Origin of the sequence: Mesorhizobium sp. C277A, from assembly GCF_040324395.1 — a bacterium.
In the GTDB taxonomy this organism is placed as follows: Bacteria; Pseudomonadota; Alphaproteobacteria; order Rhizobiales; family Rhizobiaceae; genus Mesorhizobium.
The window spans coordinates 59831-85395 of sequence record NZ_JAMYVW010000002.1 but is presented as its reverse complement, the minus strand read 5'-3'; the positions used below and the strand labels follow the sequence as shown (position 1 = coordinate 85395).

The following is a 25565-nucleotide window of genomic DNA, read 5'->3' as shown; positions in this document are numbered from 1 at the left end:
TCGCCGGTCACAGCCTGAGAGAGATACGTGCCAGAACCTTACGCCGGACCGATCATCGACGCCCATCATCATCTTTGGGATCTCAGCCTGGGACGGCATCCCTGGCTCGGCGCCACGGCCGGCGAGCGCGGCGGCCTGGGCGAGCTTGGCCCCTTGCGGCGGAACTATCTGCCCGGGGATTATGCGCGCGATGCCATAGGGCATAATGTCGTCGCCACCCTCCATGTCGAAGCCGGCTGGGCGAGTGGCGACTGCATCGGAGAAACGCGCTGGCTTGAAGCACTCGACAAATCGCGCGGCGTCGCCGCCCGCTATGTCGTTCACGTGCCGCTCGCCGATCGCCAGGCGCCTGCGCTGATCGAAGCGCAAGCCGCGTTCGAGCGTGTCGCCGGCGTGCGCGACATATTGAGCTGGGATCCCGACCCTGCCCGCCGTTTTGCGGCCCGTGACGGCATCATGGACGATCCGGCCTGGCGCGCCGGGCTTGCCTTGCTTGGCCAGCATCGGCTGGCCTTCGACCTGATGGTGTTTCCGCGCCAGCTCGCCGGCGCGGCTCGCCTTGCGGCTGCCTTCCCCGATCAGCAATTCGTGCTCAACCATTGCGGCAGTCCGATCGACCGCGACGCCGACGGCATGCAGAGATGGCGCGACGGGCTGCGGCTTCTGTCGCAATGCGACAACGTCGCCATCAAAATATCGGATCTGGTCGCCTACGATCATGACTGGACGCTCGACAGCCTGAAGCCCGTCGTCCTGCATTGCATCGATTGTTTCGGCACCGGTCGCGCCATGTTCGGCAGCGACTTTCCGGTCGCCGGCCTGCATGCCTCGTTCGATGACATATATGACGGCTTCAAAACCATCACAGCGGACTTTTCCGCCGACGAGCAGACGGCGCTGTTCTTCGGCAACGCAAGGCGCATCTATCGGCTCGACGATGTGTCATCGGCGCGCCTGCTCCCGGCCTGAGAGCAGCAGCAGGCCGAGGATCAGCGAGCCGAACAGGATGCTGCGCCAGCCGGGCGATGCGTTGACGACGGTGATCAGCGCGGTGATGGTGACCAGCAGGATGGCGCCGGGGATGGTGCCGGCATAGGTGCCAAGCCCGCCGAGGATCGAGGTGCCTCCGAGGACCACAGCGGCAATCGAGGCGAGCAGATAGGGATCGCCGATGCCGACATAGCCCTGTCCGTTCATGCCCAACACGAGCACGCCGGCAAGTCCCGAGCAGAAGCCGCTGATGCCGTAGACCGCAAGCGTCGTGGACGTGACCGGAACACCGGACAATGCCGCGGCAAGTGGGTTCGCGCCCATGGCGAAGATGCGGGCGCCGAGCGATGTCGCATGCATCGTGGTCAGCACGATCGCCGACACGACCACCCACAACAATACGCCAGCGGGAATGCCGGCCGGCCGGCCATTGCCGAGCCAGTGGACCAGCGGGTTCTCGGCGGTCACGGCGCTGCCGCCGGCGATGATGATCAACAGACCCTGCAAGAATGTCGCCATGGCCAATGTCATGATCATCGGGTGGACGCGCAGCAAAGCGACGCCGAGCCCGTTGACCAGGCCGATTGCCGTGGTCAGCACCAGAACGGCAAGAATGGCGGTGATGCCGGTCGGATCCACCTGCCACGACAGCAGCGGCAGGCTGACGGCGCTGACCGTGACGATGGCCGCGACGGAAAGGTCGATGCCGCCGGCGATCACCACAAAAGTCTGGCCCGCGGCAACCAGGCCGATGACGGCGCCGAGCTCCACCAGATAGCGCAGATGGCCATAAGCGCCGAAGCCGCGCGAAACGAAGCTCGCCACGATCCAGACCGCGGCAACGATGGCAACGGTGAGAAACGGCCGGCTGCGCAGGACCGTCAGGGCGCGTTTGCCGCCCGCGCTGTCATTCCATGCTGTCATTGCTGTGCCTTGCGGGATTGCGGGATGGCGACCGCGCCGATGATGATCAGGCCCTGGGCCACATATTGTGCGACCGGCGTGAAGCCGAGGAAGAACATGACGCTGATCATCAGGCTGAGCAGCAGGCTGCCGGCAAGCGCGCCGCGCATCGTGCCCTGGCCGCCGAGGAAGCCGATGCCGCCGAGCACCGCAGCGGCAATCGAGTTCAGGGTAAAGGCGGCGCCGATGACCGGGTCGCCCGAACCGGTCTGTGCGGCGACGAACAAGCCGGCGCCAGTGGAGAGCAGACCGCTGATCGCATAGGCCGCAATGCGCGCGCCGTCGACCGGCACGCCGGAGCGATAGGCGCCGACCGGATTCTCGCCGGCGGCATAGAGGCTCAAGCCAAGCGGCGTGGCGAGATAGAGCTTCCACAGGAGAATGATGACCACCAGCAGCACGAATGCCGCCGGTGTGTTGCCGGCAAGCAGGTCGGACAGCCACGCCGGGATTGCGCCGCCGGGCCGCGGCAGGATCAGCAGTGCGGCGCCGCCGATGATGAACGACCCGGCAAGCGTCACCACGATGGCCGGCAGCCGAAGCCGTACCACGATGAAGCCGGTCGCCGCCCCGATGCCGAGGCCCGTCAGCGCCACTGCGGCAGTGCCCCCGGCGACGCCCAGCGGCCCGGCCATCGTCGTCGCGGCGATGACCGCGCCCAAGCTGACCGTCGCGCCGATGGCTAGGCTGATGCCGCCGGTGAGCATCAGGATCGCCTGCGCCATGGCGACCAGCGCCAATGGAAACCAGCTCTGCGTGAATTTGGCGAAGCCGGACGCCGTGAACAGGCCCGGAAAGAGGACGCCATAGGCGATGAGAAACACCAGGACGACGGCAAACAGGCTGCGCACGCCGACATTGCGACGCATCTGCACCGGCCAGTAGAGCGCATCGGTCTGCCGGGCGGAGGAAGATCCGTTCATGCCGCAACCTTCCGCTGTTCGGCGCCCATCGCCGCGGAGACGATGGCTTCCTCGCTCAGCGCTCCACGCGCCAGCATGGCGACGATGCGGCCTTCGCGGACGATGGCTACACGGTCGCAAAGGTGCACGAGTTCGGGCGTGTCGGAACTGAGCAGCACGACCGCCTTGCCGGCGGCGGCGAAATTGCGAAGCATCATGTAGATCTCACGTTTTGTTTCGACGTCGACGCCGCGCGTCGGATCGTTGAGCAGAAGCACCAGCGGGTCGTGCGGCATCCATTTCGCCAGCGCCACCTTCTGCTGGTTGCCGCCCGATAGAGCCTGCGCCGCCCGGCCGAGGTGACCCTTGATGCCGAGTTGGGCGGCAAGGCTTTTGGCCGTCTCGCGCTCTGCGCGGCGGCTGCGCAGCTTCAGCGCCGGCAGCCTGGCAAAGGCGGGCAGCATCATGTTGGTGATGATGGGATGGATCAGGTGCAGGCCCTCGCGCTTGCGATCCGCGGGCACATAGGCCAGCCCCAGCGCGTTGGCTTTCGGCACGCCGCCGGGCAGGCCGGAGGCGCCGTTGACGGTCGCCGACGCCGTCCGTGCCGGAATGGCGCCGTAGAGACCGAGCAGCAGATCTTCCTGCCCTTGCCCGACCAGGCCGCCAATGCCAAGCACTTCGCCCGTTTTGATATCCAGATCGACGTCGCGCATCAGGCCGGCCGAAAGATTTCGGACAGAGATAGCGTCGGCAGGCAAATTGGAAGGCTGCCATTGCGGAAAAAGATCACCGGGATCGCGGCCGACCATCAGCCGAACCAACCCGGCGGCGTCGGTGCCTTCCAGGGTGCGGTCGGCCGTGCAGGTGCCGTCCTTCAGAACGGTGACGTGCTGGCACAGCGCCATGACTTCGTTCAGTCGGTGCGAGATGTGGAGAATGGCGATGCCTTCGCCGCGCAACCGCTGCAGCAGATCGGTGAGAATTTTGGTTTCGGTTGCCGATAGCGACGATGTCGGTTCGTCGAGAATGAGCACGCGCGGCCGGCGGTAGAGCGCCTTGGCGATCTCCACCATTTGGCGGCGGCCGAGCGACAGATGCCCGACCGGCGTCGACAGCGGCTCGTGCAGCCCGACAAGTTCGCATGCGGTCCTCGCCCGCGCAGCGAGTTCGCGGTAGTCAATCAGGCCGAACCGTTTGGGATAGGCGCCGAGACCAATATTTTCGGCGATGGAAAGACTGGCCGTCAGGCTGAGTTCCTGCTGGACGACGGCGATGCCGGCCTGCCGCGCAACAGCCGGCGTCATGCGTGAGACCGCGCGTCCATCGACCTCGATCGTCCCGCCATCCGGTCTCAAGGCGCCGGACAAAAGGTTGATCAAGGTCGACTTTCCGGCGCCGTTCTCGCCGAGCAGCGCATGCACGCGGCCCGGCTGGAGAGCGATTGAAACGTCGCGCAGGACGGGGTTGCCGAAGAAAGACTTCGACACACCCCGCGCCGCGAGCAGCGGAGCCATGGTTGTCAACGCTACAACCCTTCAGGCTTATTTCTGAGCCAGCAGCTTCTTGAACAGCTCCTCATCGTAAGGAGAAAAGATGTAGCCGTCAGCCGGGAAGTCCTTGGCCCGGGCGAGGTATTCGTCGATGTTGGAATTGTCGATTACCGGCAGCGGAATCTTGACGAAAGCCGGCACATCCTTGCCTTCCAGCGCCTGGACGGCAGTGTAGGTGGCGAAGGCGCCGAGCCAGTTCGGCTGCATCGTCGCCCAGCTCTTCAAGCCCTTTTCTTTCCAGAGTTCCAAAAACTGCCGGGCGTTCTCACCGGTGATCGGCACCTGTTCACGGCCCTGCTTGTCGAGGGCCAGCACGGCGCCTGCCGACAGAGCGCCGCCGAGCGACAGGATGCCGTCGATCTCGGGGTTGGCGAAGAGCAGGCTGGTGACGGCTTCCTGTGCCGGCGCGACGTTGTAGGGCGTGTTGGTCTCGGCAAGCACCGTCACGTCGGGATGGGCCTTGAGCTCAGCGTCGGCGCCTTTGCGCCTGTCATCGCTGACCGAAACCCCGGCGGGGCCATTGAGGATCAGGATCTTGCCCTTGCCGCCGATGGCGTCGATCAGGAACTTGGCGGCCTGGTCGCCCCATTGCGAAGAATCGGTGTTGACCTTGGCGGTGACCTTGTCGGTATCGACGAGGCTGTCGAAGTTGATGATGGCGATGCCCTTGGCGCAGGCGTCGGCCAGAACGCGTGCCGGTGCGGTCGACGAACCGGCGATCAGGATGATGGCGTCGACATCGGAATCGATCATCGACTGGATCTGCTGGATCTGGACGTTGGCATCGCCCTGAGCGTCGGTGACGACGAGCTTGTCGACCAGTCCCTGCTTTTTCAGGGTCTCGACTTCGGCTTCGATCGTGCCTTGGGTCTGCTTCATCCAGGTCGGCACGGAATAGATGTTGGCCCAGCCGATCGTGTACGGCGCCTTGCGGTCGCCCTTGATGCAGTTGGCGGCGGCATTGGCTGCCGAGCCGGCGCCAAAGCTCAGCACGAGACCGAGGCAAAGCGCGCTGGCGGATGCGAAAAACGGTGATTTCATCATGACTGTTCCCTTCAGAGGTTGTGGCCTCGACGTGCAGAACAAGGGCGAGGAAACCCGTCGGTCCCGGATCTTGGAAACCGTGTGTCGCCTCGGGATTTGTCTGCGTCAGGCTCGTTAGTTTGTCTGGTATTTCAGACAATGTGTCTGTATATCGGACAAATTGGATGCTAGACCGAGCCTTGACATCTTTCAAGCGCCTTGAGACGAGAACCGAAATGATTTTGGCGGATGGTCATGAGCGACGGCACTAACGATGCGATCGGGAAGGAAGCCGGCGCGGAGCCGCGCAACGGCGAACGACGACGCGGCATTGACCGCGTCATCATGCTGCTCGAGGCGTTGCTGCGGCACCGCGCGCCAATGCGCGTCGGCGACATCGCCAAAATGATCGGCGCGCCGCGTTCGACCACCTACGAGATCGTCAACAGCCTGCTCGACGCCGAAATGCTCGAAAACGTCGGCGGTGAAGGTTACGTCTATTTCGGACGCGCCATGCATCTGTTCGGCTGGGCCTACTCACATCACAATGCCCATTACCGTCGCATCATCGAGACCTTGGATAAGTTGGCCGCCGAGACAGGCGAGACGGTCCAGCTATGCGGCCTGCGTGGCAACAAATACGTCGTTCTTGACTGCCGAGATTCCCCAGGCCCGTTCCGGATCTCAAGCGATGTTGGGGTTGAGGTGCCGATCCCATGGACGGCATCCGGACGGCTGCTCCTCGGCCATATGAACGAGCAAGAGTTGAGGGATTTCATCCCATCTGGCGACTACAGGCTTCCCGACGGCCGCATCATTGCACCAGCCGAATTCTTTGCCGATGTTGCCTTGGCCCACCGGCAGGGTTTCAGCGAGACCACAGCCTTGGCCGACCGTTTCACCTGGTGCATGGCGGCCCCCATCCGTGACGGCCACGGCGCCATCAAAAGGACCTTGTGTTTGGTGTTACCCGTCGACACGCCGGAGCCACGGCGCGACGAACTGCTTGCGTTGCTGCGCGAGCGCGCCCGTGGACTGTCTCTGGCGGGAGGCTGACGATCAGCCGTCGTGCACTCAGGTTGAAGCCTCTTAAAGGCACATGGATTCCGCTCTTCCCCATTGGTTCCATTTAGGTTCCGGACCTTAGTCCCATAGTCGGTGGATAAGGTCCGAACCAGGGAACACGCAACCGGAAGCCACATTAGGAGAAGACCGTCGATCAAAGTCCCTTCATCGCCGGTTGAGGATCCCGCCGCTCTTACTGTCGAGAGCGCGGCGGGATCCTTACGCGCGGAGCGAGCACATGAGATTTGTCGAGATTTTCACAGATGTGCTTACGGCCCTGCTTCTCGCTTTATTCGTGTGCGGGATATTCGCTGTTTTCGGAGGCCATCTGGTTCCTCCACGCTACGCAAAAATGGTGTTGCTGCCGGACCTCGATAAGATGACGACTGCATCATCTACACCCAGCTTGCCCGATTCCATCGACTTGCAAGTTCAAAAGCGCCCAGAGGTGCAAAGGTCTACCGGCGTGACACAGCGCGCAGTCGGTCTGGAGCCGCCAGTGCCATCCAGCAAGCGGTAAGAATCAGCGGAGGTTTTGTGGCTCCCCAGCTATCAGAGAGCGCCGGCGATTATTGACAGACCCGGCTCTTGAAATTGGCTGAAATCGCCCTCCACATTTCCGCATCTGTTTGAATTGTGTTTATCAACTAGCGCGAACGCTATGGCGAAGCAGGTTGAGCTGGCGGCGTTCCTGGCTGATCCCCGCCAGTGCTTGATCGCGGCGTGGGATCCTTGTCGAGCTTGGGATTCCGGTCCACCGGTTCGCCATTCACATCGTCGGCCTTGGAGTTTGCAGGGTCCGTTTGGCCAGGATTTGGGCTGTAAGTATCTGGCGATGGAACCCGGCTGTTTTGCTGTGTCGCCGGTGTCTTAGCCTGCTCGCCATAGATTTCAGCGATCCCCCAGGCAACGAGCGCCAAGACAAGGCCTGCCAAGAGCACGCCAAGGACCGGTCGCCCCAAGCCACCCTGCCTGGCCCGCTTTTCCGGAATGTTTCTGCTCATGATCGCAACCTTGGGCTAAGAGGAGTGGCCCGCGCTCCAGGAGCGAAGACGCGGGCAGTCAAGAGCTCCGGATGTTGGCCATGTGGCGAACAGGGAACTCGCTGCACATACCGAACTCGCTGGCGCTGTTGATGTTCCCACGGAATCCAAACAGCGCGCCGCCGGGAGCCGGACTGGCAATTTGGGTTGGAGTGGCTGGAACGAGCCAGCTCAAGGTCAACGAGCGGCGGTGTGCGTAAGCGGGCATTGCGAGCCAGACTGGAACTTTGCCGAATCTGCCGCGTTGCCGACCATGGCCGACTACAACGAGACCACCAATCCGGTGCTGACCGGTTGCATGGCCCGCGTTGCCACCAGGGACATCTGTTTGAAGGCTATCTGAATTTGCTCCTCGTTGTTGGCGATTCCGCCCGATGGAACATCCTGATCCGCTCGCGGTTGGGGAAGCCCGGGCCAGCGGCAGGAGCATCATCATGAACGTCGAACGTAACCCGGCCGAAGACAGAGGCGATATTCAGTCTGGGGTGACAGAGGACAAGACGCCGGGATTCGACCCGGCGGCGGCGCCTATGGAAACCGATGCCGAAGCAGCAGACACCTGCGCCGTGCCGGTTCCCGCAGCGACGGGCACGCCGGCTTTCGCTAATCAAGCAAGCTTCGCCAATGCGATGCGGCGGCCGGACGACGAGCGCGCCCCGGCCCCGAGTAAAAACGGCCCGGTGCTGGCCATTGTCGCGCTTGTCGTCGTTGCCGCCGTCGTGTTCGTTGTCGCCGCGATTCTGGCGCGATAGCAGATCCTGCGCTTGCGCCAAACCTCTGCCCTGCGAAGCGATCAGGGATGCGGTCGTGGCAGCAGGCGATCAGCGGCTGGAAAAACAAGCTGCAGGTTGCAGCGGCGCATGGCACGCCGGCCGGCACCCTGACCGAGCAGCATTGCGGCATGGCCGAACCCGGCTCGGCCGCCAAGGGTTGAGGCCGGATGCTCGTTCGAAGCGGGAACATTTCACATCAAGCCAAGTTCGGGCTCGCAGAGCTTGTCGTCAAGGAACAGCACATGAAGGCCCTGACATGGCACGGCAAAGGCGACATACGTTGCGATCAGGTGGCCGATCCGACGATCCAGGATGACGCGACATCGCTGCAGAAAGTTCGGAACGGCGATATCGACCCGTCATTTCATCGGGCTGGCCCCAAGGCCGGGCCCGAACTTTACAAAACCTTCCGCGACAAGGAGGACGGCTGCATCAAAGTCGTGATGCGCCCGCACGGCTGACCGTTCTGCCTCAGTGGCCCGACTATGTTGTCCGGCCGTCTGCATGCTGAAAAGGCGAGAGTTGAAAATGGCCAAGGACAAACCCGTATCGACAAACCCGGCCGCCACACCTTCGGTCAGATCGCCTGAGGCCACCGGCCTGCCACATCCCCGTCGCGACGCTGAAAACAGCGATTCCGGCGCCAAGCCGACGGCGCCCAAGACCGCTGGCGCCCAGCAAGCGTCCAGATCGCCGCTCGACAGCCGTATTGCAAATCGCAATGCCGGCCGTCCTCGTCAGGCAGGCACGACGCCTCGGCCGACCGACGAACCGCTGGAGTAAAATGAAACCTTAGATGCGGCGCGGGTATCTGCACCGCGGTGTGTGTGCAGTCAGGGTCTTCCTGCCCTGCCGACAGCGCCATACAGGTCTTGATCTCCCGTGGATCGCCGGGATCGGCTTACTTTAGCGGAAAATTCGGTGGCACCGTTGGCTGGGATCGAACCAGCGACCTCCGGATCCACAATCCGGCGCTCTAACCATCTGAGCTACAACGGCACGTTCGCCTGAGCCAGATCGTGGTGAAAATTCATTCTCCGAGATCCGCTCTGTCGTTCGGCGATGCGTCCAATACGGTCTATCAGAGACTAATTCAAGGCCTTTGATAAGGCAAAGCCGGTTCTGCCAACAGGCGCCGGTTTTCTTCGGCAAAAGAAAAAGGCCGGCGGGAGGAGGTGCCGGCCTTTTCCTGTTACGAGCCAGCGGGAGGAGGTGCTGGCTGGTCACCCCGGAGAGCAGAGGGAGGAGGTTCCACTCGCCGGGTATTCATTTGGACAACTCTATCGCACACCTATTTGTCTGACGAAATGCGACGTTTTGATGCATCGCAGAGTTGTGCGCAATTATTAGGCGGCCTTGATGTCCTTCAGGGCCTTCTCGAAAGCGGTCTTGACCGGCTTGGAGACGTCTTCGGCAGCCTTCGAAGCAACAGCCTGGAAGTCCTTGGCCTGCTCGACGGTGGTCTCGACGCGCTTGCGCAGGAAGGCGGTCTGCAGTTCGACCACTTCCGACAGCGACTTGGCGCCGATGAGGGCCTCGAGATGCGAGAAGCCGGCTTCGGCATTGGCGCGCAGAGCGGCGATGGTCTTGAGCGACAGGTCGCTGGAAACGGTCTTGGCAGTCTCGAAGGTCGATTCCAGGACTTTCTGGGTCTCTTCGGCGCCGGTCTTCAACTTGGAGTAGGCTTCCTTCGACTGCTCGACCCCCTTTTCGGCGAAAGCGCGGATCTGGTCGGTTGCCTTGGAAGCGTCGAAGCTCGGGAATTCGACGTTTTCGATGGTCTCAGCGGTCTTGGCCTTGGTCATTTTCCATCCTTTCGGGGTAGCGGCTTTGACAAAAAGCCGTCTCGTTCATGTATGATGGCAATATAGCGGTTTTTTTGTGCGATGCAATATGTTTGTTGCAGTGCACCATAAATTTCTTCCCATGCGTCACCCAAGAGGTTATCCAGGGACATTCCTAGAGGCTGTTAACCAAGTGGCCAGAGATTCCACCTGCTTCCCGCCATGGCTTGTGGACCTTCGCCGCGCGGGCTTTTATTAACAAAGCGTTAACTGCAAATTGCCCGCCTTGTAGGTTCGCCAAGAGGGTTCGCCAAGAGGTTTCACCGAAAGGGTCCGCCAAGCGCATGCCTTCCGAGAACTACTCTTTCCTCGATGTCGCCGTGCTTGATGCGGTTCGCCAGCGCTTCGCCGCCGGCGACGCGATCGCGATTCTGTCGGCCGACCTCGAACAGGTGATCTGGGCCAACGGCCCGGGCGCTGCGGTGTTCGGCTATCCCGATATCGAGGCCATCATCGGCGCCTCGGCTCAGCTGCCGCTGATCGCCAGGCGCCAGATCATGGCGACCGCGGGCTTCCCGCAGATCGGCAGCGACCGCGCCATTACGGTACGGCTGGCGACCGGCATCACCAGCCGCGCCGTCGGCTTCCTGGCCAGTGCGGTGACTATGCCGGACGGCGAAAGCGCCATTATGCTGGTGGTGCCGGCAGCGCAGGCCGGCTCGCGCAGTGCTGCCGACATTGCGGCCCGCGCCATCAGCGGCTTTACCGAAGACGGCCATTTCATCGCCTTTGTCGACGCCGCCGGCACTGTCGAGGCGGCTTCGGATGGCTTTGGCGCGCTCGCCATCCGGCCTGAGACGCTGGCCGCGCTTGTCGCCGACGTGGCGAGCCAGGACGACCGCATCGTCAAGCGGCTGGTCCCCGGCGGCGCCACGTCCTATCCGGCCGGCTTCGCGCGCCTGACCGAGTCCAGGCATCTGCTGGTGGTCATCGACGAGGATCAGCTCGGCGAGGAAAATCCTGTCGGCGAGCTGGATGCCGAACCTGCTGCAGCGCAGGTCGACGATGGCCCGGCGCAAGCCGCCGCGGAGAACGCGGTAACGGTGGATGCGGTGGCTGACCACCCCACCGCAAGCGGGAATCAGGGCGCCCCACTCGCGGCCGCGCCTGATGTCGGGGAGACAGGTCCGGCTGCCACCGAGCATGATGCTTCGGCGTCAACCGATACAAAGGCGGACCATCGCGAGCAGACGACCGGCCGCGAGCAGGCGGCGAATGACAGCGCGCCGGCGCAACATGATCATTGGTACTTCCATGCCGGTGAAGAGCCGCAGGCGGGCGAGCCGGACAGCCCGGCGCAGGCCGAGCCGGACTCTGTTTCCCCGGCCGAGAGTGCGCAGTTGGACAGCAGTGCCGCTGCGCCCGCCCTGCCGTCTGACGCAGCCCCACCGGCTACGCCTCCCGCCAAACGTGAGGTCGACCGCTCGGCGCCGCCGCTGCGCTTCGTCTGGCGCACCGACGCCGACGGCAAGTTCAGCGCGCTGTCGCCGGAATTCGGCGACATTGTCGGCAAAGCCGCCGCCGACGTGATCGGCCGCCGCTTCAAGGACGTCGCGACAATTTTCGGCCTCGACGCCTCGGGCGAGATCGCGGGCCTGCTTGAACGGCGCGACACCTGGTCGGGCCGCTCGGTACTGTGGCCGGTTGCCGGCTCCGACCTGAAGATACCGGTCGATCTGGCAGCACTGCCTGTCTATGGCCGCAGCCGCGCCTTCGAAGGTTTTCGTGGTTTCGGCGTCGCCCGCGCCGGCGATGCGGTGGTCGATCCGGAAGCAATCGGCATGGCGCTGGTCCCCAATGGCGCGCCACCGGCAGCAGCCGAGCCGGCCCCGGAACAGCCCGTGGCGGAAGCTCCCAAGGCGGCCGATCCGTTCGAGGGCGAAGTGCCGGCACTGACCATCGTGCCGAAGCAGGAACGTCGTTTTGCCGACAAGGTCATCCGGCTGGCCGAGCATCGGCAGCCCGCCAGCGACAAGCAGCCGACAAGCGAGAGGGGCCTGTCGACGCTGGAGCGCAGCGCTTTCCGCGAAATCGGCGAGCGGCTGAAGAAGGACAATCCCCCGCCGGAGCAGCCGGAGACTGCCAAGCAGGCCGAACCGGCCAATCCGGATCAGGTAACGCCAGACCAGGCCAAGGCAGATGAGCCCAAGCCGGATCATGTCGAGGCGGACCAGCCTGAAACAGCCGCGCCAGCCCGACAACCCGCCGAGGTCTCGAGTCCGGACGAAGCCGGCCCGGCTGCCGTGGCTGAACCATCGGCAGCCGCACCCGAAAGCGAAACGGCTGAGGCCGAACCGCCGGAAAGCGATGCCGAGGACGAAAAGGACCTGACGCGGCTTGACGGCGAGCAGCCGGACGACGGCCTTGCGGACAGCGAAGCAGGCGAGGCGAAGGCGCCGACAGTGTCGCGCTCCCTGCTCGACTATGCCGATCCCGAACCAGGCTCCGTCACCGAAGACAGTACGGAAGCAACGTCGTCCAACGACGAACTTGCGCCGGCTTCCGAACCGGATGATACGCAAGCCCAAGAGATCGTCGAGGCCGCAGAGCCACAGCCGGTTGTTGCCGAGACGCCGGCCAATGCCGGTGAAGACGACAGCATGACGTCGGCCGACTTCCGCGATGCCGAGGACAATGAGGATTGGGCGCCGTCCGACGAGGCGACCGATTCCGCCGTGGAAGACGGGGACAAGGCCGGCGATGCGGACACAGTGCCGGCAGAACCACAGCGCCTGAAAGTGCCGCCGCTCAAGCTTGAGGGGTTCATGCCTTCGGCATTCTCGGCCGGAGATGAACACAAGGCCCCTGACACGTCGATCCTCGGCAAGCTGCCGGTGCCGCTGCTCATCCATTCGGGCGACGAGCTTCATTACGCCAATGAGGAATTCCTCGGCCTGACCGGCTATGACACGCTTGAGGACCTGAGCGACGCCGGCGGGCTCGACGCGCTGTTTGCCGATCCCTATTCAGAAATGGCCGGCGAAAGCGACCACACACTCAAACTGAAGACGCGCGAGGGCCAGGAATTTCCGATCGAAGCCATTTTGCGTTCGGTGCCGTGGCGCGCCGGCAAGGCGCTGATGCTGGTGGTGCGACGTACCGGCGACAACGAGCCGCCGATGGTTGCGCATCTCGCAGCCGACGAGCAGACGCAGCCCGATGTCTCCGAACTCAAAGCGCGCATTGCCGAGATGCGCACCATCATCGACACCGCGACCGATGGTGTGGTGTTGATCGGCCGCGACGGCGACATCCGCTCGATCAGCCGGCCGGCCGAGGCGCTGTTCGGCTTCGACAGCGACGACGTCACCGGTAAACCGTTCGCCTCGCTGTTTGGCATCGAAAGCCAGCGCGCGGCGCGCGACTATCTGAACGGCCTGTCCGAGCCCGGCGTGGCGAGTGTGATGAACGATGGCCGCGAGGTGATCGGGCGCGAGGCGCAAGGGCGCTTCATCCCGCTGTTCATGACCATCGGCAGGCTGCCCAATGACAGCGGCTTCTGCGCCGTGGTGCGCGACATCACGCAGTGGAAGCGGGCCGAAGAGGATCTGACCCAGGCGCGCGCGGTGGCCGAGCGCGCCTCCTCGCAGAAGACCGATTTCCTCGCCCGCATCAGCCACGAGATCCGCACGCCGCTCAACGCCATTATCGGCTTTTCCGAGCTGATGGTGGACGAGAAGTTCGGCCCGGTAGCCAATGACCGCTACCGCGACTATCTCAGAGACATCAACCGCTCGGGCAACCATGTGCTCGATCTCGTCAATGACCTCCTCGACATTTCGAAGATCGAGGCCGGCCAGCAGGAAATGGACTACGAGGCGGTGTCGCTCAACGATACGCTGGCCGAGACGGTGGCGATGATGCAGCCGCAGGCCAACCGCGAGCGTGTCATCATTCGCTCCAGCTTCGCCTCGCGACTGCCGGAAGTCGTCGCCGACCTCAGAAGCGTGCGCCAGATCGCGCTCAACATCCTGTCCAACGCCATTCGCTATACGCAAGCCGGCGGACAGGTGATCGTGTCGACCGCCTATGAAACCTCCGGCGACGTTGTCATGCGGGTGCGCGATACCGGCATTGGCATGAGCCATGCCGAGATCGAGCAGGCGCTGAAGCCATTCAAGCAGATCAATGCGCTGAAGCGCGGGCGTGGCGACGGCACCGGTCTCGGCCTGCCGCTGACCAAGGCGATGGTGGAAGCCAACCGCGCCCGCTTCACCATCACCTCGACGCCGGGCGAAGGGACGCTGGTCGAGGTCGCCTTCCCGTCGACGCGGGTGCTGGCCGAATAGGGCCGGCCATTCCCGGGCGAGAATCCCGGACAAAGAAAAGGCGTCCAACAGGACGCCTTAAATGGGATTTGCTGTCACAACGGGGGCTTGAGCGAATCTGATCCTCAGGGGACGAGGAACGGGATTTCTCCCTCAAGTTACGTGCGACTATCGGCGCCGGGCCTTAACAACTCCTTACCGGCCGTCCAAAAAATTTACGAATGTGTACCACTCATGAAATCTAGGTAAATTCGACCGACATATCTGGTTAACCATCCCGGCCGCGTCACTCAGCCAGCTGCGGCAGGTTCCTGAACAGCTCCAGCGCCTCTGGATTGGCCAACGCTTCCTTGTTCTTGATGGCGCCGCCATGCACCACGTCGCGCACTGCAAGCTCGGTGATCTTGCCCGATTTGGTGCGCGGAATGTCGCTGACGGCGACGATCCTTGCCGGCACGTGGCGCGGGCTGGCGCCGCTGCGGATCTTGGAACGAATGCGCTTTTCCAGATCCTCGTCCAGCGTCACGCCGGCGGCCAGCCGCACGAACAGCACGACGCGCACGTCATTGTCGAAATCCTGGCCGATGCACAGCGCCTCAAGGATTTCCGGCATCTGTTCGACCTGATTGTAGATCTCCGCCGTGCCGATGCGCACACCGCCCGGATTGAGCGTCGCGTCGGAACGGCCGTGGATGATCATGCCGCCATGCGCGGTCCATTCGGCGAAGTCGCCGTGGCACCAGACATTGTCGAAGCGCTCGAAATAGGCCGCATGGTATTTCTTGCCCTCAGGATCGTTCCAGAAGCCGATCGGCATCGACGGAAACGCCTTGGTGCAAACCAGCTCACCCTTTTGCTCGCGGATCGGCTTGCCGTCATCGTCCCATACATCGACAGCAAGGCCGAGGCCGGGACCCTGGATCTCGCCGGTCCAGACCGGTTGCGTCGGTACGCCGAGCACGAAACAGGAGACGATGTCGGTGCCGCCGGAAACCGAGGCCAGATGTACGTCCTTCTTGATGCCGTCAAAGACGAAGCGGAAATCCTCCGGCGACAACGGTGAGCCGGTCGAGGAAATCGCCCGCACACTCGACAGATCATGGCTGCGGATAGGCTTGAGCCCGGCCTTGCGCACGGAATCGATGAATTTGGCCGAGGTGCCGAAAAAGGTCATCTTCTCGGCATCGGCGAAGCTGAACAGCACATTGCCGTCGGGGTGGAAGGGTGAGCCGTCATAGAGCAGCAGCGTGGCGCCCGAGGCCAGGCCCGACACCAGCCAGTTCCACATCATCCAGCCGCAGGTGGTGAAGTAGAAGAAGCGGTCGCCTTCGACGAGCCCGGCATGCAGCCGGTGTTCCTTGACGTGCTGGACCAGCGTGCCGCCGGCCGAATGGACGATGCATTTGGGAATGCCGGTAGTCCCAGACGAAAACAGGATGTAGAGCGGGTGCGAAAACGGCAGCCGCTCGAACGTGACTGCTTTGGCGGCAAAGGGTGACAGCGCCTCTTCGAGCGCCACGGCCTTGTCGATGATCGCAGCGATGTCGCGCGACGTACCGAGATAGTCGACGATCAGGACCTTGCGGACGGTTTCGAGCTTCGCCGCAACCGCAGCGATCTTGTCGGCGACCTCGATTGCCTTGCCATTGTACCAATAGCCGTCCGGGGCAATGAATATGACCGGTTCGATCTGGCCGAAACGGTCGAGCACGCCCTGCTCGCCAAAATCGGGGGAACAGGACGACCAGACCGCGCCGATGGAGGCGGCCGCCAGCATGCCGGCGACGGTTTCCGGCATGTTGGGCATCATCGCCGCGATGCGGTCGCCCTTTTTCACCTTGAGCGACAGGAAAAGCTGCTGAAGGCGCGAGGTCAGCTGGTGCAGTTCGTTCCACGACAGCCGCCGCTCGATCTTGTCTTCGCCGCGAAAGACGATCGCGTCACCGGAACCGGTCTTCTTCAGCAGGTTCTCGGCGAAGTTCAGCGTCGCGTCGGGAAAGAAGGTGGCGCCGGGCATCTTGTCGCCATCGATGAGCACGGTCTCGCCCCCATCGGTCCCTTTATCGCCGACAATGCCGCAAAAGTCCCACAGCAGGCTCCAGAAGCCTTCGCGATCCTCGACCGACCAGCGGTGCAGTTCGGTGTAGGAGGCGAAGGATGTGCCGCTTTTGGCCGCCGCTGCCTTCATGAACGCGGTCAGTGGTGCTGCGTCGATCTGGTCTTGCGTCGGGGTCCAGAGCGGTGCTTCGGCAGCCATGATCGATCCTCCTTGAAGCCCGTCGCGTCGCAAGACTGATATGCTTTTGTTTTTATGCATGTCGTTGTCCCGGAACCGCCGCACGCTTCCGGGCGACATGCATTAGCCTCAGCTTTACAGGCGCCGCTGTCCCAAAAACGCCGCGCCTCGTAGCAGGCTGAAGCTGCATCGCTTATGCCTACCGCCGTGCAGCAGAGCAAGATTTTGTTCCGCTAAACTCGGCCATGTGTGCGCAATTGCCATCGCCGGGCCATAAAGACTTGAAATGCCTCAGCCCTAAGTCGTAGTGACGACTGGAAGTCGTGGTGACGACTAGGGGTTACACCCGTCAGGCAATTTTATCGGAATGAAAGCATACGGGGCAATATGCCATCACCTTTGATCCGGCGCGGAATATGGGCGATCGGCGTTGCCGTGCTCGTCATCGCGCTGGTCGTCGCCGCTCTGCCGCTGATTGCCTCGACCCGGATCGTGCGCGATCGCATTGCCTGGGAGATGAGCGCGTGGAGCGGATTCAGGGTCACCATCGCCGGTTCGCCGCGCATCGAGGTGTGGCCGAAGTTCCGCGCCATATTGAGCGACGTCACGCTGTCGCAGTGGACCGAGACCGACGCGCCGCCGGTGATCGAGGCCGAACGGGTCGAGGTCGACCTTTCGGCCATGGCGGCGCTGCAGGGCGATGTGGTGTTTTCGACGGCGCGGCTGGTGCGGCCGACGATCCGGGTCCAGCGCGCCGCAAACGGCATATTCCTGCCCGCCATACCAACGGGCGGACGCATCACCCGCTCCATCGACACGGCGCGCGGCGTGGTCAACGCCGATCCGACGAAGCCGGATCTGAGCAAGCTGCCCGCCGATCCGTTCGGCACCGTGGAATTCAGGGACGGCCGTATGGTCGCCTCCGTCGGCGGCAAGGACGTCGAATTGCTGACCAGCCTGTCCGGCCAGGCGAGCTGGGCAGCGATGAACAGCAACGCGACCTTGTCGGCGACCGGAATCTGGCGCGGCGAGAGCGTCACCGTCGATGCCGCCTCGCCCAAGCCGCTGGTGCTGTTTGCCGGCGGCGCCGCACCGGTCACGTTTTCGTTCAAGGCAGCGCCGGCCAGCTTCTCGTTCGACGGCACGGCCAGCATGTCGCAAAACGCCTATTTCGATGGCCAGGCGAAATTCGCCGCGCCCTCGCTGCGGCGCGTGCTGGAATGGTCGCAGGCCGGCATTGCTCCTGGTACGGCGATCGGTTCGGTCTCGATTTCGAGCAAGATCACGGCGACCGCCGGCCGCGTCAAATTCGAAAACACCGCGGTGACGCTCGACAACAACCCGGGAATGGGGGCGCTGGATTTTTCGTTCGGCGACGCCTTGCCGGTGATATCAGGCACACTCGCCTTCGATACGCTCGACCTCAGGTCGCTGTTTTCGGCCTTCACGCCGCTGGCGCCGACCGGCGAGACCGGTCCCGGCGAAATCGACACCAGCTTCGCCGACCGGATCAATCTCGATCTGAGGCTGTCAGCGGCGCATGCCTCGGCCGGCGCAATCCAGCTTGCCGACGTCGCCGCCACGGCGCAGGTGAAGAACGGGCTTGCCGTCTTCGATATCTCCGATGCGTCGGCCTTTGGCGGCAACGTGCAAAGTAGCCTGCGTTTCGACCGCAAACCGGAGGGCTCGCAGGTCGAGATCCGGCTGCTCGCCTCCGACATTGACGGCGCCGCTTTCGGCACCGCGGCCGGAATGACGCGGCTGGTGCCGGCCAGCACCGGCACTGTCTCGGTCATTCTCAAAGGGCCGGGCAAATCCTGGGACTCGATCTTCGAGAACGCGGACGGCTCGGTCTCTGCGACGTTCGGGCCGGGCGCGCTGAGCGGGCTCAATTTGCCGGCATTTCTGAAGCACACGGAACAGGGCGGCTTCTTCGCGCTCGACGACGTCTCGGACGGGACACTGCCGATGGACGGCGCCGAGCTCAAGGCCACCATCTCGAAGGGTGTGGCAAGGCTGGACAAGGCCGAGGCCAATTCGGCGAAATACAAGGTCTGGCTGTCCGGCATCGCCTCTTACGGCGGACGCGGGCTGGCGCTTTCGGGGGGTGTCACCCAGGCCGACCCGGCAGCGGCACCGGTCAATGGCCAGCAGGGATCCAACCAGTCGTCATTCTTCGTCGGCGGCACCTGGAGCACGCCGTTCATCTCGCCGATCAGCCGCGGCGTCTCAGGCGAATAGGCGGACCCTTACCGGGACCGCCCTATCCCTCGTTTGACGCAATCAACCGCGCTGCGCGGCCTGTTCGTCGAGCTGGCGTTGCACCTCACGCCGCTTGTTGGCGACCGAAGCGATGATGACGCCTACCGCCACGACGGCGATCAGGATGGTGCAGGCGGCGTTGATTTCCGGCGTCACGCCGAGACGCACCTGGCTGTAGATCTTCATCGGCAGCGTGGTGGCGCCAGGCCCGGAGGTGAAGGAGGCTATCACCAGATCGTCAAGCGACAAGGTGAAGGCCAGCATCCAGCCGGAGACGATGGCCGGCATGATCACCGGCAGCGTGATCTGAAAGAAGGTCTTTACCGGCGTTGCGCCGAGGTCCAAGGCAGCTTCTTCCAGCGAACGATCGAACGACACCAGGCGCGACTGCACGACGACAGCCACGAAGCACATGGTCAAGGTGATGTGAGCAAGCGTCACGGTCAGGAAGCCACGGTCGAGACCGACGGCAACGAACAGCAGCAACAGCGACAGGCCGGTGATGACTTCCGGCATGACCAGCGGCGCAAACACCATGCCGGAAAACAGGATGCGGCCCCTGAAGCGGGTGTAGCGGGTCAAGGTCAGCGCTGCCAGCGTGCCGAGCACCGTTGCCACCGTGGCGGAGATGACCCCCACACGCGCCGTCACCCAGGTGGCGTCCATCAGCCCCTGATTGTGAAACAGTGAGACATACCATTTGGTCGAGAAGCCGCCCCAGACGGTAACCAGCTTCGACTCGTTGAAGGAGAAGACGATGAGCAGCACGATCGGCAGATAGAGAAAGGCAAAGCCCAGCACGACCGAGGTGACGTTGAAGCGGCTCCAGGTGGCGTTCATTTGTCTTGCTCCTGGGCGCGTGCCTGAGCCTGCTGGAAGAGCATGATCGGCACGATCAGGAGCAGCAGCAGGATAACGGCGACGGCAGATGACACCGGCCAGTCACGGTTGGCGAAGAATTCATTCCACAAGGTCTTGCCGATCATCAGCGTCTGCGACCCGCCGAGCAGGTCGGGAATGACGAACTCGCCAACGGCCGGGATGAACACCAGCAGGCAGCCGGCGATGACGCCGGGCAGCGACAGCGGAAAGGTGATCTTCCAGAAGGCGGCTGTCGGCGGGCAGCCGAGATCCTTTGCCGCCTCGATCAGCGAGTAATCCATTTTTTCCAGCGACGAATAGAGCGGCAGCACCATGAATGGCAGATAGGAATAGACGATGCCTATGAAGATCGCCGTGTAGGTGTTGAGGATGATCAGCGGCTGATCGATGATGTTCAGCGACAGCAGCAGTTGATTGAGCAGCCCCTCGGGCTTGAGGATGCCGATCCAGGCGTAGACGCGGATCAGGAACGACGTCCAGAACGGCAGGATCACCAGCATCAGCAAGGTCGGGCGGATCGTCGCCGGCGCGCGCGCCATGCCGTAAGCGATCGGGAAGCCGACGAGCAAGGTCAGTATCGTCGAGATCGCCGCGATGATGACGCTGGTGACATAGGCTTTGAAGTAAAGCGCGTCCTGCGTCAGCCAGACATAATTGTCGAAGCTGAGTTCGCGGAAGCGGGCAACGAATCCGGAAATGCCATCCCTGAAATCGAGCACCGGCGTGTAGGGCGGCATGGCGATCGCCGACTGCGACAGCGAAATCTTGAAGACGATAATGAACGGAATGAAAAAGAAGAACAGCAGCCAGAGATAGGGAACGATGATGACGAGCCGGCTGACGAAGCCGCTGGCGAGCCGCGTCGGCAATGGTTTGGCCGCGGCCGATGGACCGGCGTCGGTGATGGCGATGTTGGACATGGCCGCTCCCTACCGCGTCAGCACGACGCCGGCATCCGGCCGGAAGGAGACCCAGGCGCGGTCGTTCCAGGTCAGCGGGTCCTCGGTGACTCGCGCCGCGTTGAGCGCGCTTGCCCTGATCATCTGCCCGTCATCCAGCCGGATGTGGTAGACGGTCATGTCGCCGAGATAGGCAACGTCGTAGACCTCGCCCTCAAGCGCATTGACTGCGTCGGCCGGTTTCTTCGACGACACCTTGATCTTCTCCGGCCTGATGGCGAAGACGATGTCGGAACCGGCCTTTGTATCGGTGCTGTTTTCGACGACGATCTGGGCCCCTGTCGCGCCGGTAATGCGCGTGGTGTTTGCCGCACGCTCGGCGACCTTGCCTTCGAACATGTTCACATTGCCGACGAAGTGGGCAACGAAGCGTGAGCTCGGCGCCTCATAGACTTCCGCCGGCGTCGCCACCTGCATCACCTCGCCCTTGTCGATGATGGCGATGCGGTCGGCCATGGTCATCGCCTCTTCCTGGTCGTGGGTGACGACGACGAAGGTAAGGCCGAGATTTTGCTGCAGGTCCATCAGCTCGAACTGCGTTTCCTCGCGCAGCTTCTTGTCGAGCGCGCCGAGCGGCTCATCGAGCAGCAAGACTTTTGGCCGCTTGGCAACCGAGCGGGCGAGCGCGACGCGCTGGCGCTGGCCGCCCGACAATTGGTGCGGCTTGCGCTTGGCGAACTGCTCTAGCTTCACCAGCTTCAGCATCTCGGCGACGCGCTTTTCGATATCCGGTCCCGGCATGCCTTCCTGCTTGAGGCCGAAGGCAATGTTCTTTTCCACGCTCATATGCGGGAACAGCGCATAGGACTGGAACATCATGTTGACCGGGCGGCGGTAGGGCGGGATGCCGCGCAAGTCCTGGCCGTCGAGAAGGATACGGCCGGCGGTCGGCTCCTCGAAGCCGGCAAGCATCCGCAGCAACGTCGACTTTCCGCAGCCCGACGCGCCGAGCAGGGCGAAGAACTCGCGCTCGAAAATGGTCAGCGACAGATTGTTGACGGCGGTGAAGTCACCGAACTTCTTGGTGACGTTCTCGAATTGGATATATGGCTTGGCGTTCGGGTCGTTCCATGGCGCGAAATCCCTGCGGATGCTGCCAAGCGATTTCATGTCCCACTCCGTCCTATTTTTTTGCTTCTTGCCCCAGAGAAGAATGGTCCCGGCAGGTGGCTGCCGGGACCATGTCGCATTGCTTACTGGCCGGTGACGATCTTGGTCCAGCTGCGCGTGATCAGGCGCTGGGTCTTGGGATCGTAGGGCTGGACCGTATAGAGCTTTTTCAAGGTCTCGGCGTCCGGATAGACCGCCGGATCATCCAGCAGTGCCTTGTCGACGAACTGCTGCGAAGCCTTGTTGCCGTTGGCGTACAGCACATAGTTGGACGACTTGGCGATCACTTCCGGCTTCATCATGTAGTTGAGAAATTCGAGTGCCTCGGCGGCATGCGGCGCATCGGCGGGAATCGCCATCTGGTCGAACCACATCTGGGCGCCTTCCTTGGGCACGGAATAGCCGATCTCGACGCCTTGCTTGGCCTCGACCGCGCGGTTGCGCGCCTGGAAGACGTCACCCGACCAGCCGACCGCCAAACAGATATCGCCGTTGGCGAGCGCGTTGATGTATTCGGACGAATGGAATTTGCGGATATACGGCCGCACCTTCAGCAACGTCTCCTCGGCCTTGGCGATGTCGTCAGGTGAGGTGCTGTTCGGATCGAGGCCGAGATATTTGAGCGCCGCCGGGATGATGTCGGCCGGCGAGTCCAGCACATAGACGCCGCAGTCCTTCAGCTTGGCCAGGCTGTCGGGATTGAAGAACACATCCCAGCTGTCGATCTTGTCGGTGCCGAGTGCAGCCTTCACCTTCTTGATGTTGTAGCCGATGCCGACCGTGCCCCACATGTAGTTGATCGAATATTCGTTGCCCGGATCGTATTTGGCGGTGCGCTCCGAAACCGTGTCCCACATGTTGGAAATGTTGGGCAGCTTCGACTTGTCGAGCTTCTGGAACACGCCGGCCTGGATCTGGCGGGCCAGGAAGTTGCCGCTGGGCACGACGACGTCATAGCCGCTGCCGCCGGCAAGCAGCTTGGTTTCGAGGATTTCATTGGAATCGAAGGTGTCGTAGACGACCTTGATGCCGGTCTCCTTGGTGAAGTCGTCAATGATCGAACTGTCGATGTAATCCGACCAGTTGAAGACGTTGACGACGCGATCCTCGGCATGGCCGCCAACGGCGAAAAGCGTCAGAAATGCCGAGGTTGCCGAAAGCCAGAGCGCTTTGCGGATCATGCTGTTCTCCTTTGATGAGTGTTCCTTCGCCAAGTCGTCGCTGTTCGAGCGCGATTGGGCATTTGCTTCAGAGTATTGAGCTTTCCGGGCAGCCACAAGCATGAACTGCCAGCGCCGTCCGGGCGGTTCGACGAGCGGCAGATGATGGCTCTGTGTGCCCGCATGGCGGGCGCGCTGACGCCGTCAGAGGCTTTCGCCGCGGCGCTGGCAGGGATACGACGCTGTGGTCCGGTCTTGGTCCGACCGGCGGGGACACTTGGCAAGATAAGCCTGTCTTGTTGTTGCCGTGCCCCAGCCTGCCCGTGCCGCAGCAAGGTTGTCAATGGCCCGCGCGGGGAAGCTCGGTCAATAGGGCGTGCGGCTTCGCTAATTGGGGAAAGACGGGCGTTATTAGGGAAGACGGGCTCAACCAAGGGAAAGGCGGGTCAATTAGGGGATGGCAGGCCAGTGGTCCCCGGCCGTGCAGGCCTCGCCTGGCGCTTGAATTCAAGCGCGATATGGACGAGCAGCGCGGCGACCACCACCGCGCCGCCGATGATGGTGCGCACCGAGGGCACCTCGCCATGAACGAGCCAGACCCAGATCGGTCCGAGGATCGGCTCGAACGTGCCGAGGAGTGCTGCGATCGCCGCCGGAACCAGCCTCGCGCCGGTGGCGAAGAAGGCAAGGCCCAGGCCGAGATTGATAACGCCGAAGGCAAACAGGAAAGCCATGTCGTGGGTCGACGTGGCAAACTGCGTGGCTTGCGATGCGGCGAAAGCCGCTGCCAGCATCGTGCCGAGGCACGTCGCCGGCGTCATGCGCACATGGGCGAAGCGCCGGGTGATGACGGTGGCAATCGAGAACATGACGGCGATCAGCAGCGACAGCCCGTCGCCGATGGGCGATACGGCGCCGTCGAGCGATTCCGACACCATGATGGCGACGCCGGCGATGACGGCGGCGATCGCCACCCAGGTCGCGACGGCGACGCGTTCGCGAAACAGCACCCAGGCAAGCAATGCCGCCAGCAGCGGCACACCGGCCTGCATCAACAGGATATTGGCAACGGTGGTGTAGGCGAGCGCGACAACGAAGCACGTCGATGCCGTGGCGAAACAGACGGCCACGGCAAGGCCGGGCAGGCCCATGTCGCGAAACAGCCGCAACATGCCGCGCCAGCCGTCGCGCCAGGCCATGAAGCAAATCAGGAACAAAGCCGCCCACAGCGAGCGCCAGAACACCACCGTCCAACTGTCAGCGGTGTCGATGAAGCGGGCGATGGTGCCGCCAAAGCTCCACATCAGCGCCGACAGGAACACCAGCAGCAAGCCGACCCGCTCTTCGCGCGGCGAGACGATCGGCGGTGCGGCGATTGGAGAAGATGCGGTATCGGTCATGAGGTGCGACTGTCGGCTATCTCGGGGCGGCATGATGCACAATGGACGACAGAAACGTGCCGTATTCGCCTAGCGCATAGGCTACCCCCGGACGTGATCCAGCCCGGCATTCCCTTTGGCGCACCGCCAACCGGCAGCCATACGGGCGAACACCGCCGTTTCTAGGACATGCCCTTGTTGCCGCGGATAAAGCGCCAAAGACCGGCCAACGGTACCAGCAGCAGAATGCCGAACTTTTTCAGGGCGATGAGCGCGACCGCAATCAGGCCGGCCTTTGCCGCGAGTTTTCCGGCGATGAGGCCGCCAATGCCAACCGCGGCGACCGTGTCGGTGCCTGGCAGAAAATCGGTGTATTTCTTGCCGGTGTTGAAGTCCGCCACGCCCAGCACTTCGTCCAGGCTCTGCTTGATCTCCGGCAATTGTTCGACCGTAGCGATGTAGCTCATCACGAAGACGCCTTCCCGGCCGAGGAAACGGACGTCGTAATTGAGCGTGTGGACGGTATCGTCTCCGAACTGCAGCTCCTTGGCCCAGTGCAGCCGCTTGTGGACGAAATCATAGACCGGCGGCGAGGCCCAGCCGATCAGCTTGATCGGGGGAAAGCCGCCCTTCACCCGCTGATCGTTGGCCGACAATGTGTCCGCCTGCATGCTGCTCAGCAATTCGGTGTAGTCGATGGATGCGGCGTCGGCGTCATCGACATGGCCGATCTTTTCATAGCGCAATTCGATGCCCCAACCGTTGCCGGCGATGGGCTCGTACTTGGCCGGGAAGATCATGCCGATTGCTTCGGACGCGGTATCAGGCGGATTGCCCCAGGCCTCGGTCAGGACGGACGTCGCGTCCTTCTTGCCCAGAAAATAGAACTTGTCCTTGAGATCGAGATGGATGCCTTCGGGAAGGTCGACCGCGCCGGTCTTTGGATCGATTTTGTCCAGGAATGCCTTGCCGTCGTCACTATACTGTTGATAGTCCTTGAAGAATTCCGAGGATTTTTCTGCCAGAACAGGCCCCGCCAAAAGGGCAAGCGCCACGCCAAGCCACAAAGCTTTCCTGTTCATAAGCCATCCCCCCCTTGGCTGCCCTGCAGCTCACCTTCGATAGCGCAGCGCCGATGCTTAATCAATATTTG

General features: G+C 62.9%; 18 protein-coding genes, 1 tRNA gene and 3 pseudogenes. 9 read left to right on the top strand and 13 right to left on the bottom strand.

Going from position 1 to position 25565, the window contains the following annotated elements; all coding sequences use genetic code 11:
• Window positions 1-27: 27 nt before the first annotated feature.
• Window positions 28-969 (top strand): amidohydrolase family protein, encoded by a 942-nt coding sequence (locus NKK52_RS00475; protein ID WP_023701281.1) that lies wholly within the window; start codon window positions 28-30, stop codon window positions 967-969.
• On the opposite strand, the gene NKK52_RS00470 is transcribed toward NKK52_RS00475, so the two are convergent.
• Genes NKK52_RS00470 through NKK52_RS00455 form a run of 4 tightly spaced genes read right to left on the bottom strand, consistent with a single transcriptional unit; the run spans window position 943 to window position 5452 of the window.
• Window positions 943-1914: an ABC transporter permease gene (locus tag NKK52_RS00470; RefSeq protein ID WP_023695084.1), complete on the bottom strand. Its 972-nt coding sequence runs from the start codon at window positions 1912-1914 to the stop codon at window positions 943-945. The genes NKK52_RS00475 and NKK52_RS00470 overlap by 27 nt on opposite strands.
• The gene (locus NKK52_RS00465) at window positions 1911-2876 is read right to left on the bottom strand and encodes an ABC transporter permease (protein ID WP_023681859.1); all 966 of its coding nucleotides are present in this window, start codon (window positions 2874-2876) and stop codon (window positions 1911-1913) included. The genes NKK52_RS00470 and NKK52_RS00465 overlap by 4 nt, the downstream gene beginning before the upstream one ends.
• Window positions 2873-4372 (bottom strand): sugar ABC transporter ATP-binding protein, encoded by a 1500-nt coding sequence (locus tag NKK52_RS00460; RefSeq protein WP_198031475.1) that lies wholly within the window; start codon window positions 4370-4372, stop codon window positions 2873-2875. Before NKK52_RS00460 ends, NKK52_RS00465 begins: the two co-directional genes overlap by 4 nt.
• A 27-nt stretch (window positions 4373-4399) precedes the next feature.
• The gene (locus tag NKK52_RS00455) at window positions 4400-5452 is read right to left on the bottom strand and encodes an ABC transporter substrate-binding protein (RefSeq protein WP_023723360.1); all 1053 of its coding nucleotides are present in this window, start codon (window positions 5450-5452) and stop codon (window positions 4400-4402) included.
• Window positions 5453-5680: 228 nt separating this feature from the next.
• Here NKK52_RS00455 and NKK52_RS00450 point away from each other — a divergent pair, with 228 nt between their 5' ends.
• The 6 genes and pseudogenes from NKK52_RS00450 to NKK52_RS00430 form a co-directional block, all read left to right on the top strand.
• Complete coding sequence (locus NKK52_RS00450) at window positions 5681-6487, top strand: IclR family transcriptional regulator (protein WP_023723361.1); 807 nt, start codon at window positions 5681-5683, stop codon at window positions 6485-6487.
• 1095 nt (window positions 6488-7582) lie between these two features.
• A complete protein-coding gene (locus tag NKK52_RS00445; RefSeq protein WP_156939228.1) occupies window positions 7583-7882 on the top strand; it encodes a hypothetical protein in 300 nt (99 codons plus the stop codon).
• A 91-nt stretch (window positions 7883-7973) separates the two neighbouring features.
• Window positions 7974-8291 (top strand): hypothetical protein, encoded by a 318-nt coding sequence (locus NKK52_RS00440; RefSeq protein WP_031195897.1) that lies wholly within the window; start codon window positions 7974-7976, stop codon window positions 8289-8291.
• A gap of 68 nt (window positions 8292-8359) precedes the next feature.
• Window positions 8360-8473, top strand: a pseudogene (locus NKK52_RS00435) (SDR family NAD(P)-dependent oxidoreductase); the annotation flags it as partial.
• Window positions 8474-8554: 81 nt separating this feature from the next.
• Window positions 8555-8650, top strand: a pseudogene (locus NKK52_RS32175) (alcohol dehydrogenase catalytic domain-containing protein); the annotation flags it as partial.
• 3 nt (window positions 8651-8653) lie between these two features.
• Window positions 8654-8773, top strand: a pseudogene (locus NKK52_RS00430) (zinc-binding dehydrogenase); the annotation flags it as partial.
• A 461-nt stretch (window positions 8774-9234) separates the two neighbouring features.
• Here the strand turns inward: NKK52_RS00430 and NKK52_RS00425 are convergent.
• A tRNA-His gene (locus tag NKK52_RS00425) sits at window positions 9235-9311 on the bottom strand.
• Window positions 9312-9658: 347 nt separating this feature from the next.
• Entirely contained in the window at window positions 9659-10117 is a 459-nt protein-coding gene (locus NKK52_RS00420; RefSeq protein WP_023669330.1) for a phasin, read from the bottom strand.
• 323 nt (window positions 10118-10440) lie between these two features.
• Between NKK52_RS00420 and NKK52_RS00415 the strand changes: the two genes are divergently transcribed.
• A complete protein-coding gene (locus NKK52_RS00415; RefSeq protein WP_023681866.1) occupies window positions 10441-14445 on the top strand; it encodes a histidine kinase dimerization/phospho-acceptor domain-containing protein in 4005 nt (1334 codons plus the stop codon).
• A gap of 265 nt (window positions 14446-14710) precedes the next feature.
• On the opposite strand, the gene NKK52_RS00410 is transcribed toward NKK52_RS00415, so the two are convergent.
• Window positions 14711-16681 (bottom strand): acetoacetate--CoA ligase, encoded by a 1971-nt coding sequence (locus tag NKK52_RS00410; protein WP_023681867.1) that lies wholly within the window; start codon window positions 16679-16681, stop codon window positions 14711-14713.
• A 366-nt stretch (window positions 16682-17047) separates the two neighbouring features.
• Here NKK52_RS00410 and NKK52_RS00405 point away from each other — a divergent pair, with 366 nt between their 5' ends.
• Window positions 17048-18901, top strand: coding sequence for an AsmA family protein (locus tag NKK52_RS00405; protein WP_023681868.1), 1854 nt, complete (start codon window positions 17048-17050; stop codon window positions 18899-18901).
• 42 nt (window positions 18902-18943) lie between these two features.
• Here NKK52_RS00405 and NKK52_RS00400 read toward each other — a convergent pair whose 3' ends face one another.
• From NKK52_RS00400 to NKK52_RS00375, 6 genes are all read right to left on the bottom strand, one after another.
• Window positions 18944-19762 carry an ABC transporter permease gene (locus NKK52_RS00400; protein WP_023681869.1) on the bottom strand — a complete coding sequence of 273 codons (819 nt, stop codon included), beginning with the start codon at window positions 19760-19762 and terminating at the stop codon, window positions 18944-18946.
• Entirely contained in the window at window positions 19759-20724 is a 966-nt protein-coding gene (locus NKK52_RS00395; protein WP_023681870.1) for an ABC transporter permease subunit, read from the bottom strand. The genes NKK52_RS00400 and NKK52_RS00395 overlap by 4 nt, the downstream gene beginning before the upstream one ends.
• Window positions 20725-20733: 9 nt before the next feature.
• Complete coding sequence (locus tag NKK52_RS00390; protein WP_023681871.1) at window positions 20734-21873, bottom strand: ABC transporter ATP-binding protein; 1140 nt, start codon at window positions 21871-21873, stop codon at window positions 20734-20736.
• An 83-nt stretch (window positions 21874-21956) separates the two neighbouring features.
• Window positions 21957-23054, bottom strand: a complete 1098-nt coding sequence (locus NKK52_RS00385) for a polyamine ABC transporter substrate-binding protein (protein WP_023681872.1) — start codon at window positions 23052-23054, stop codon at window positions 21957-21959.
• A gap of 425 nt (window positions 23055-23479) precedes the next feature.
• A complete protein-coding gene (locus NKK52_RS00380) occupies window positions 23480-24433 on the bottom strand; it encodes a DMT family transporter (protein ID WP_023681873.1) in 954 nt (317 codons plus the stop codon).
• 161 nt (window positions 24434-24594) lie between these two features.
• Window positions 24595-25494: a DUF2167 domain-containing protein gene (locus tag NKK52_RS00375; protein WP_031199417.1), complete on the bottom strand. Its 900-nt coding sequence runs from the start codon at window positions 25492-25494 to the stop codon at window positions 24595-24597.
• Window positions 25495-25565 lie beyond the last annotated feature (71 nt).

Excerpts from the sequence above, each read along its gene's own strand:
- NKK52_RS00470 (WP_023695084.1), bottom strand. The coding sequence starts at position 1,914 with ATGACAGCATGGAATGACAGCGCGGGCGGCAAACGCGCCCTGACGGTC.
- NKK52_RS00465 (WP_023681859.1), bottom strand. The coding sequence starts at position 2,876 with ATGAACGGATCTTCCTCCGCCCGGCAGACCGATGCGCTCTACTGGCCG.
- NKK52_RS00460 (WP_198031475.1), bottom strand. The coding sequence starts at position 4,372 with ATGGCTCCGCTGCTCGCGGCGCGGGGTGTGTCGAAGTCTTTCTTCGGC.
- NKK52_RS00455 (WP_023723360.1), bottom strand. The coding sequence starts at position 5,452 with ATGATGAAATCACCGTTTTTCGCATCCGCCAGCGCGCTTTGCCTCGGT.
- NKK52_RS00450 (WP_023723361.1), top strand. The coding sequence starts at position 5,681 with ATGGTCATGAGCGACGGCACTAACGATGCGATCGGGAAGGAAGCCGGC.
- NKK52_RS00440 (WP_031195897.1), top strand. The coding sequence starts at position 7,974 with ATGAACGTCGAACGTAACCCGGCCGAAGACAGAGGCGATATTCAGTCT.
- NKK52_RS00420 (WP_023669330.1), bottom strand. The coding sequence starts at position 10,117 with ATGACCAAGGCCAAGACCGCTGAGACCATCGAAAACGTCGAATTCCCG.
- NKK52_RS00415 (WP_023681866.1), top strand. The coding sequence starts at position 10,441 with ATGCCTTCCGAGAACTACTCTTTCCTCGATGTCGCCGTGCTTGATGCG.
- NKK52_RS00410 (WP_023681867.1), bottom strand. The coding sequence starts at position 16,681 with ATGGCTGCCGAAGCACCGCTCTGGACCCCGACGCAAGACCAGATCGAC.
- NKK52_RS00405 (WP_023681868.1), top strand. The coding sequence starts at position 17,048 with ATGCCATCACCTTTGATCCGGCGCGGAATATGGGCGATCGGCGTTGCC.
- NKK52_RS00400 (WP_023681869.1), bottom strand. The coding sequence starts at position 19,762 with ATGAACGCCACCTGGAGCCGCTTCAACGTCACCTCGGTCGTGCTGGGC.
- NKK52_RS00395 (WP_023681870.1), bottom strand. The coding sequence starts at position 20,724 with ATGTCCAACATCGCCATCACCGACGCCGGTCCATCGGCCGCGGCCAAA.
- NKK52_RS00390 (WP_023681871.1), bottom strand. The coding sequence starts at position 21,873 with ATGAAATCGCTTGGCAGCATCCGCAGGGATTTCGCGCCATGGAACGAC.
- NKK52_RS00385 (WP_023681872.1), bottom strand. The coding sequence starts at position 23,054 with ATGATCCGCAAAGCGCTCTGGCTTTCGGCAACCTCGGCATTTCTGACG.
- NKK52_RS00380 (WP_023681873.1), bottom strand. The coding sequence starts at position 24,433 with ATGACCGATACCGCATCTTCTCCAATCGCCGCACCGCCGATCGTCTCG.
- NKK52_RS00375 (WP_031199417.1), bottom strand. The coding sequence starts at position 25,494 with ATGAACAGGAAAGCTTTGTGGCTTGGCGTGGCGCTTGCCCTTTTGGCG.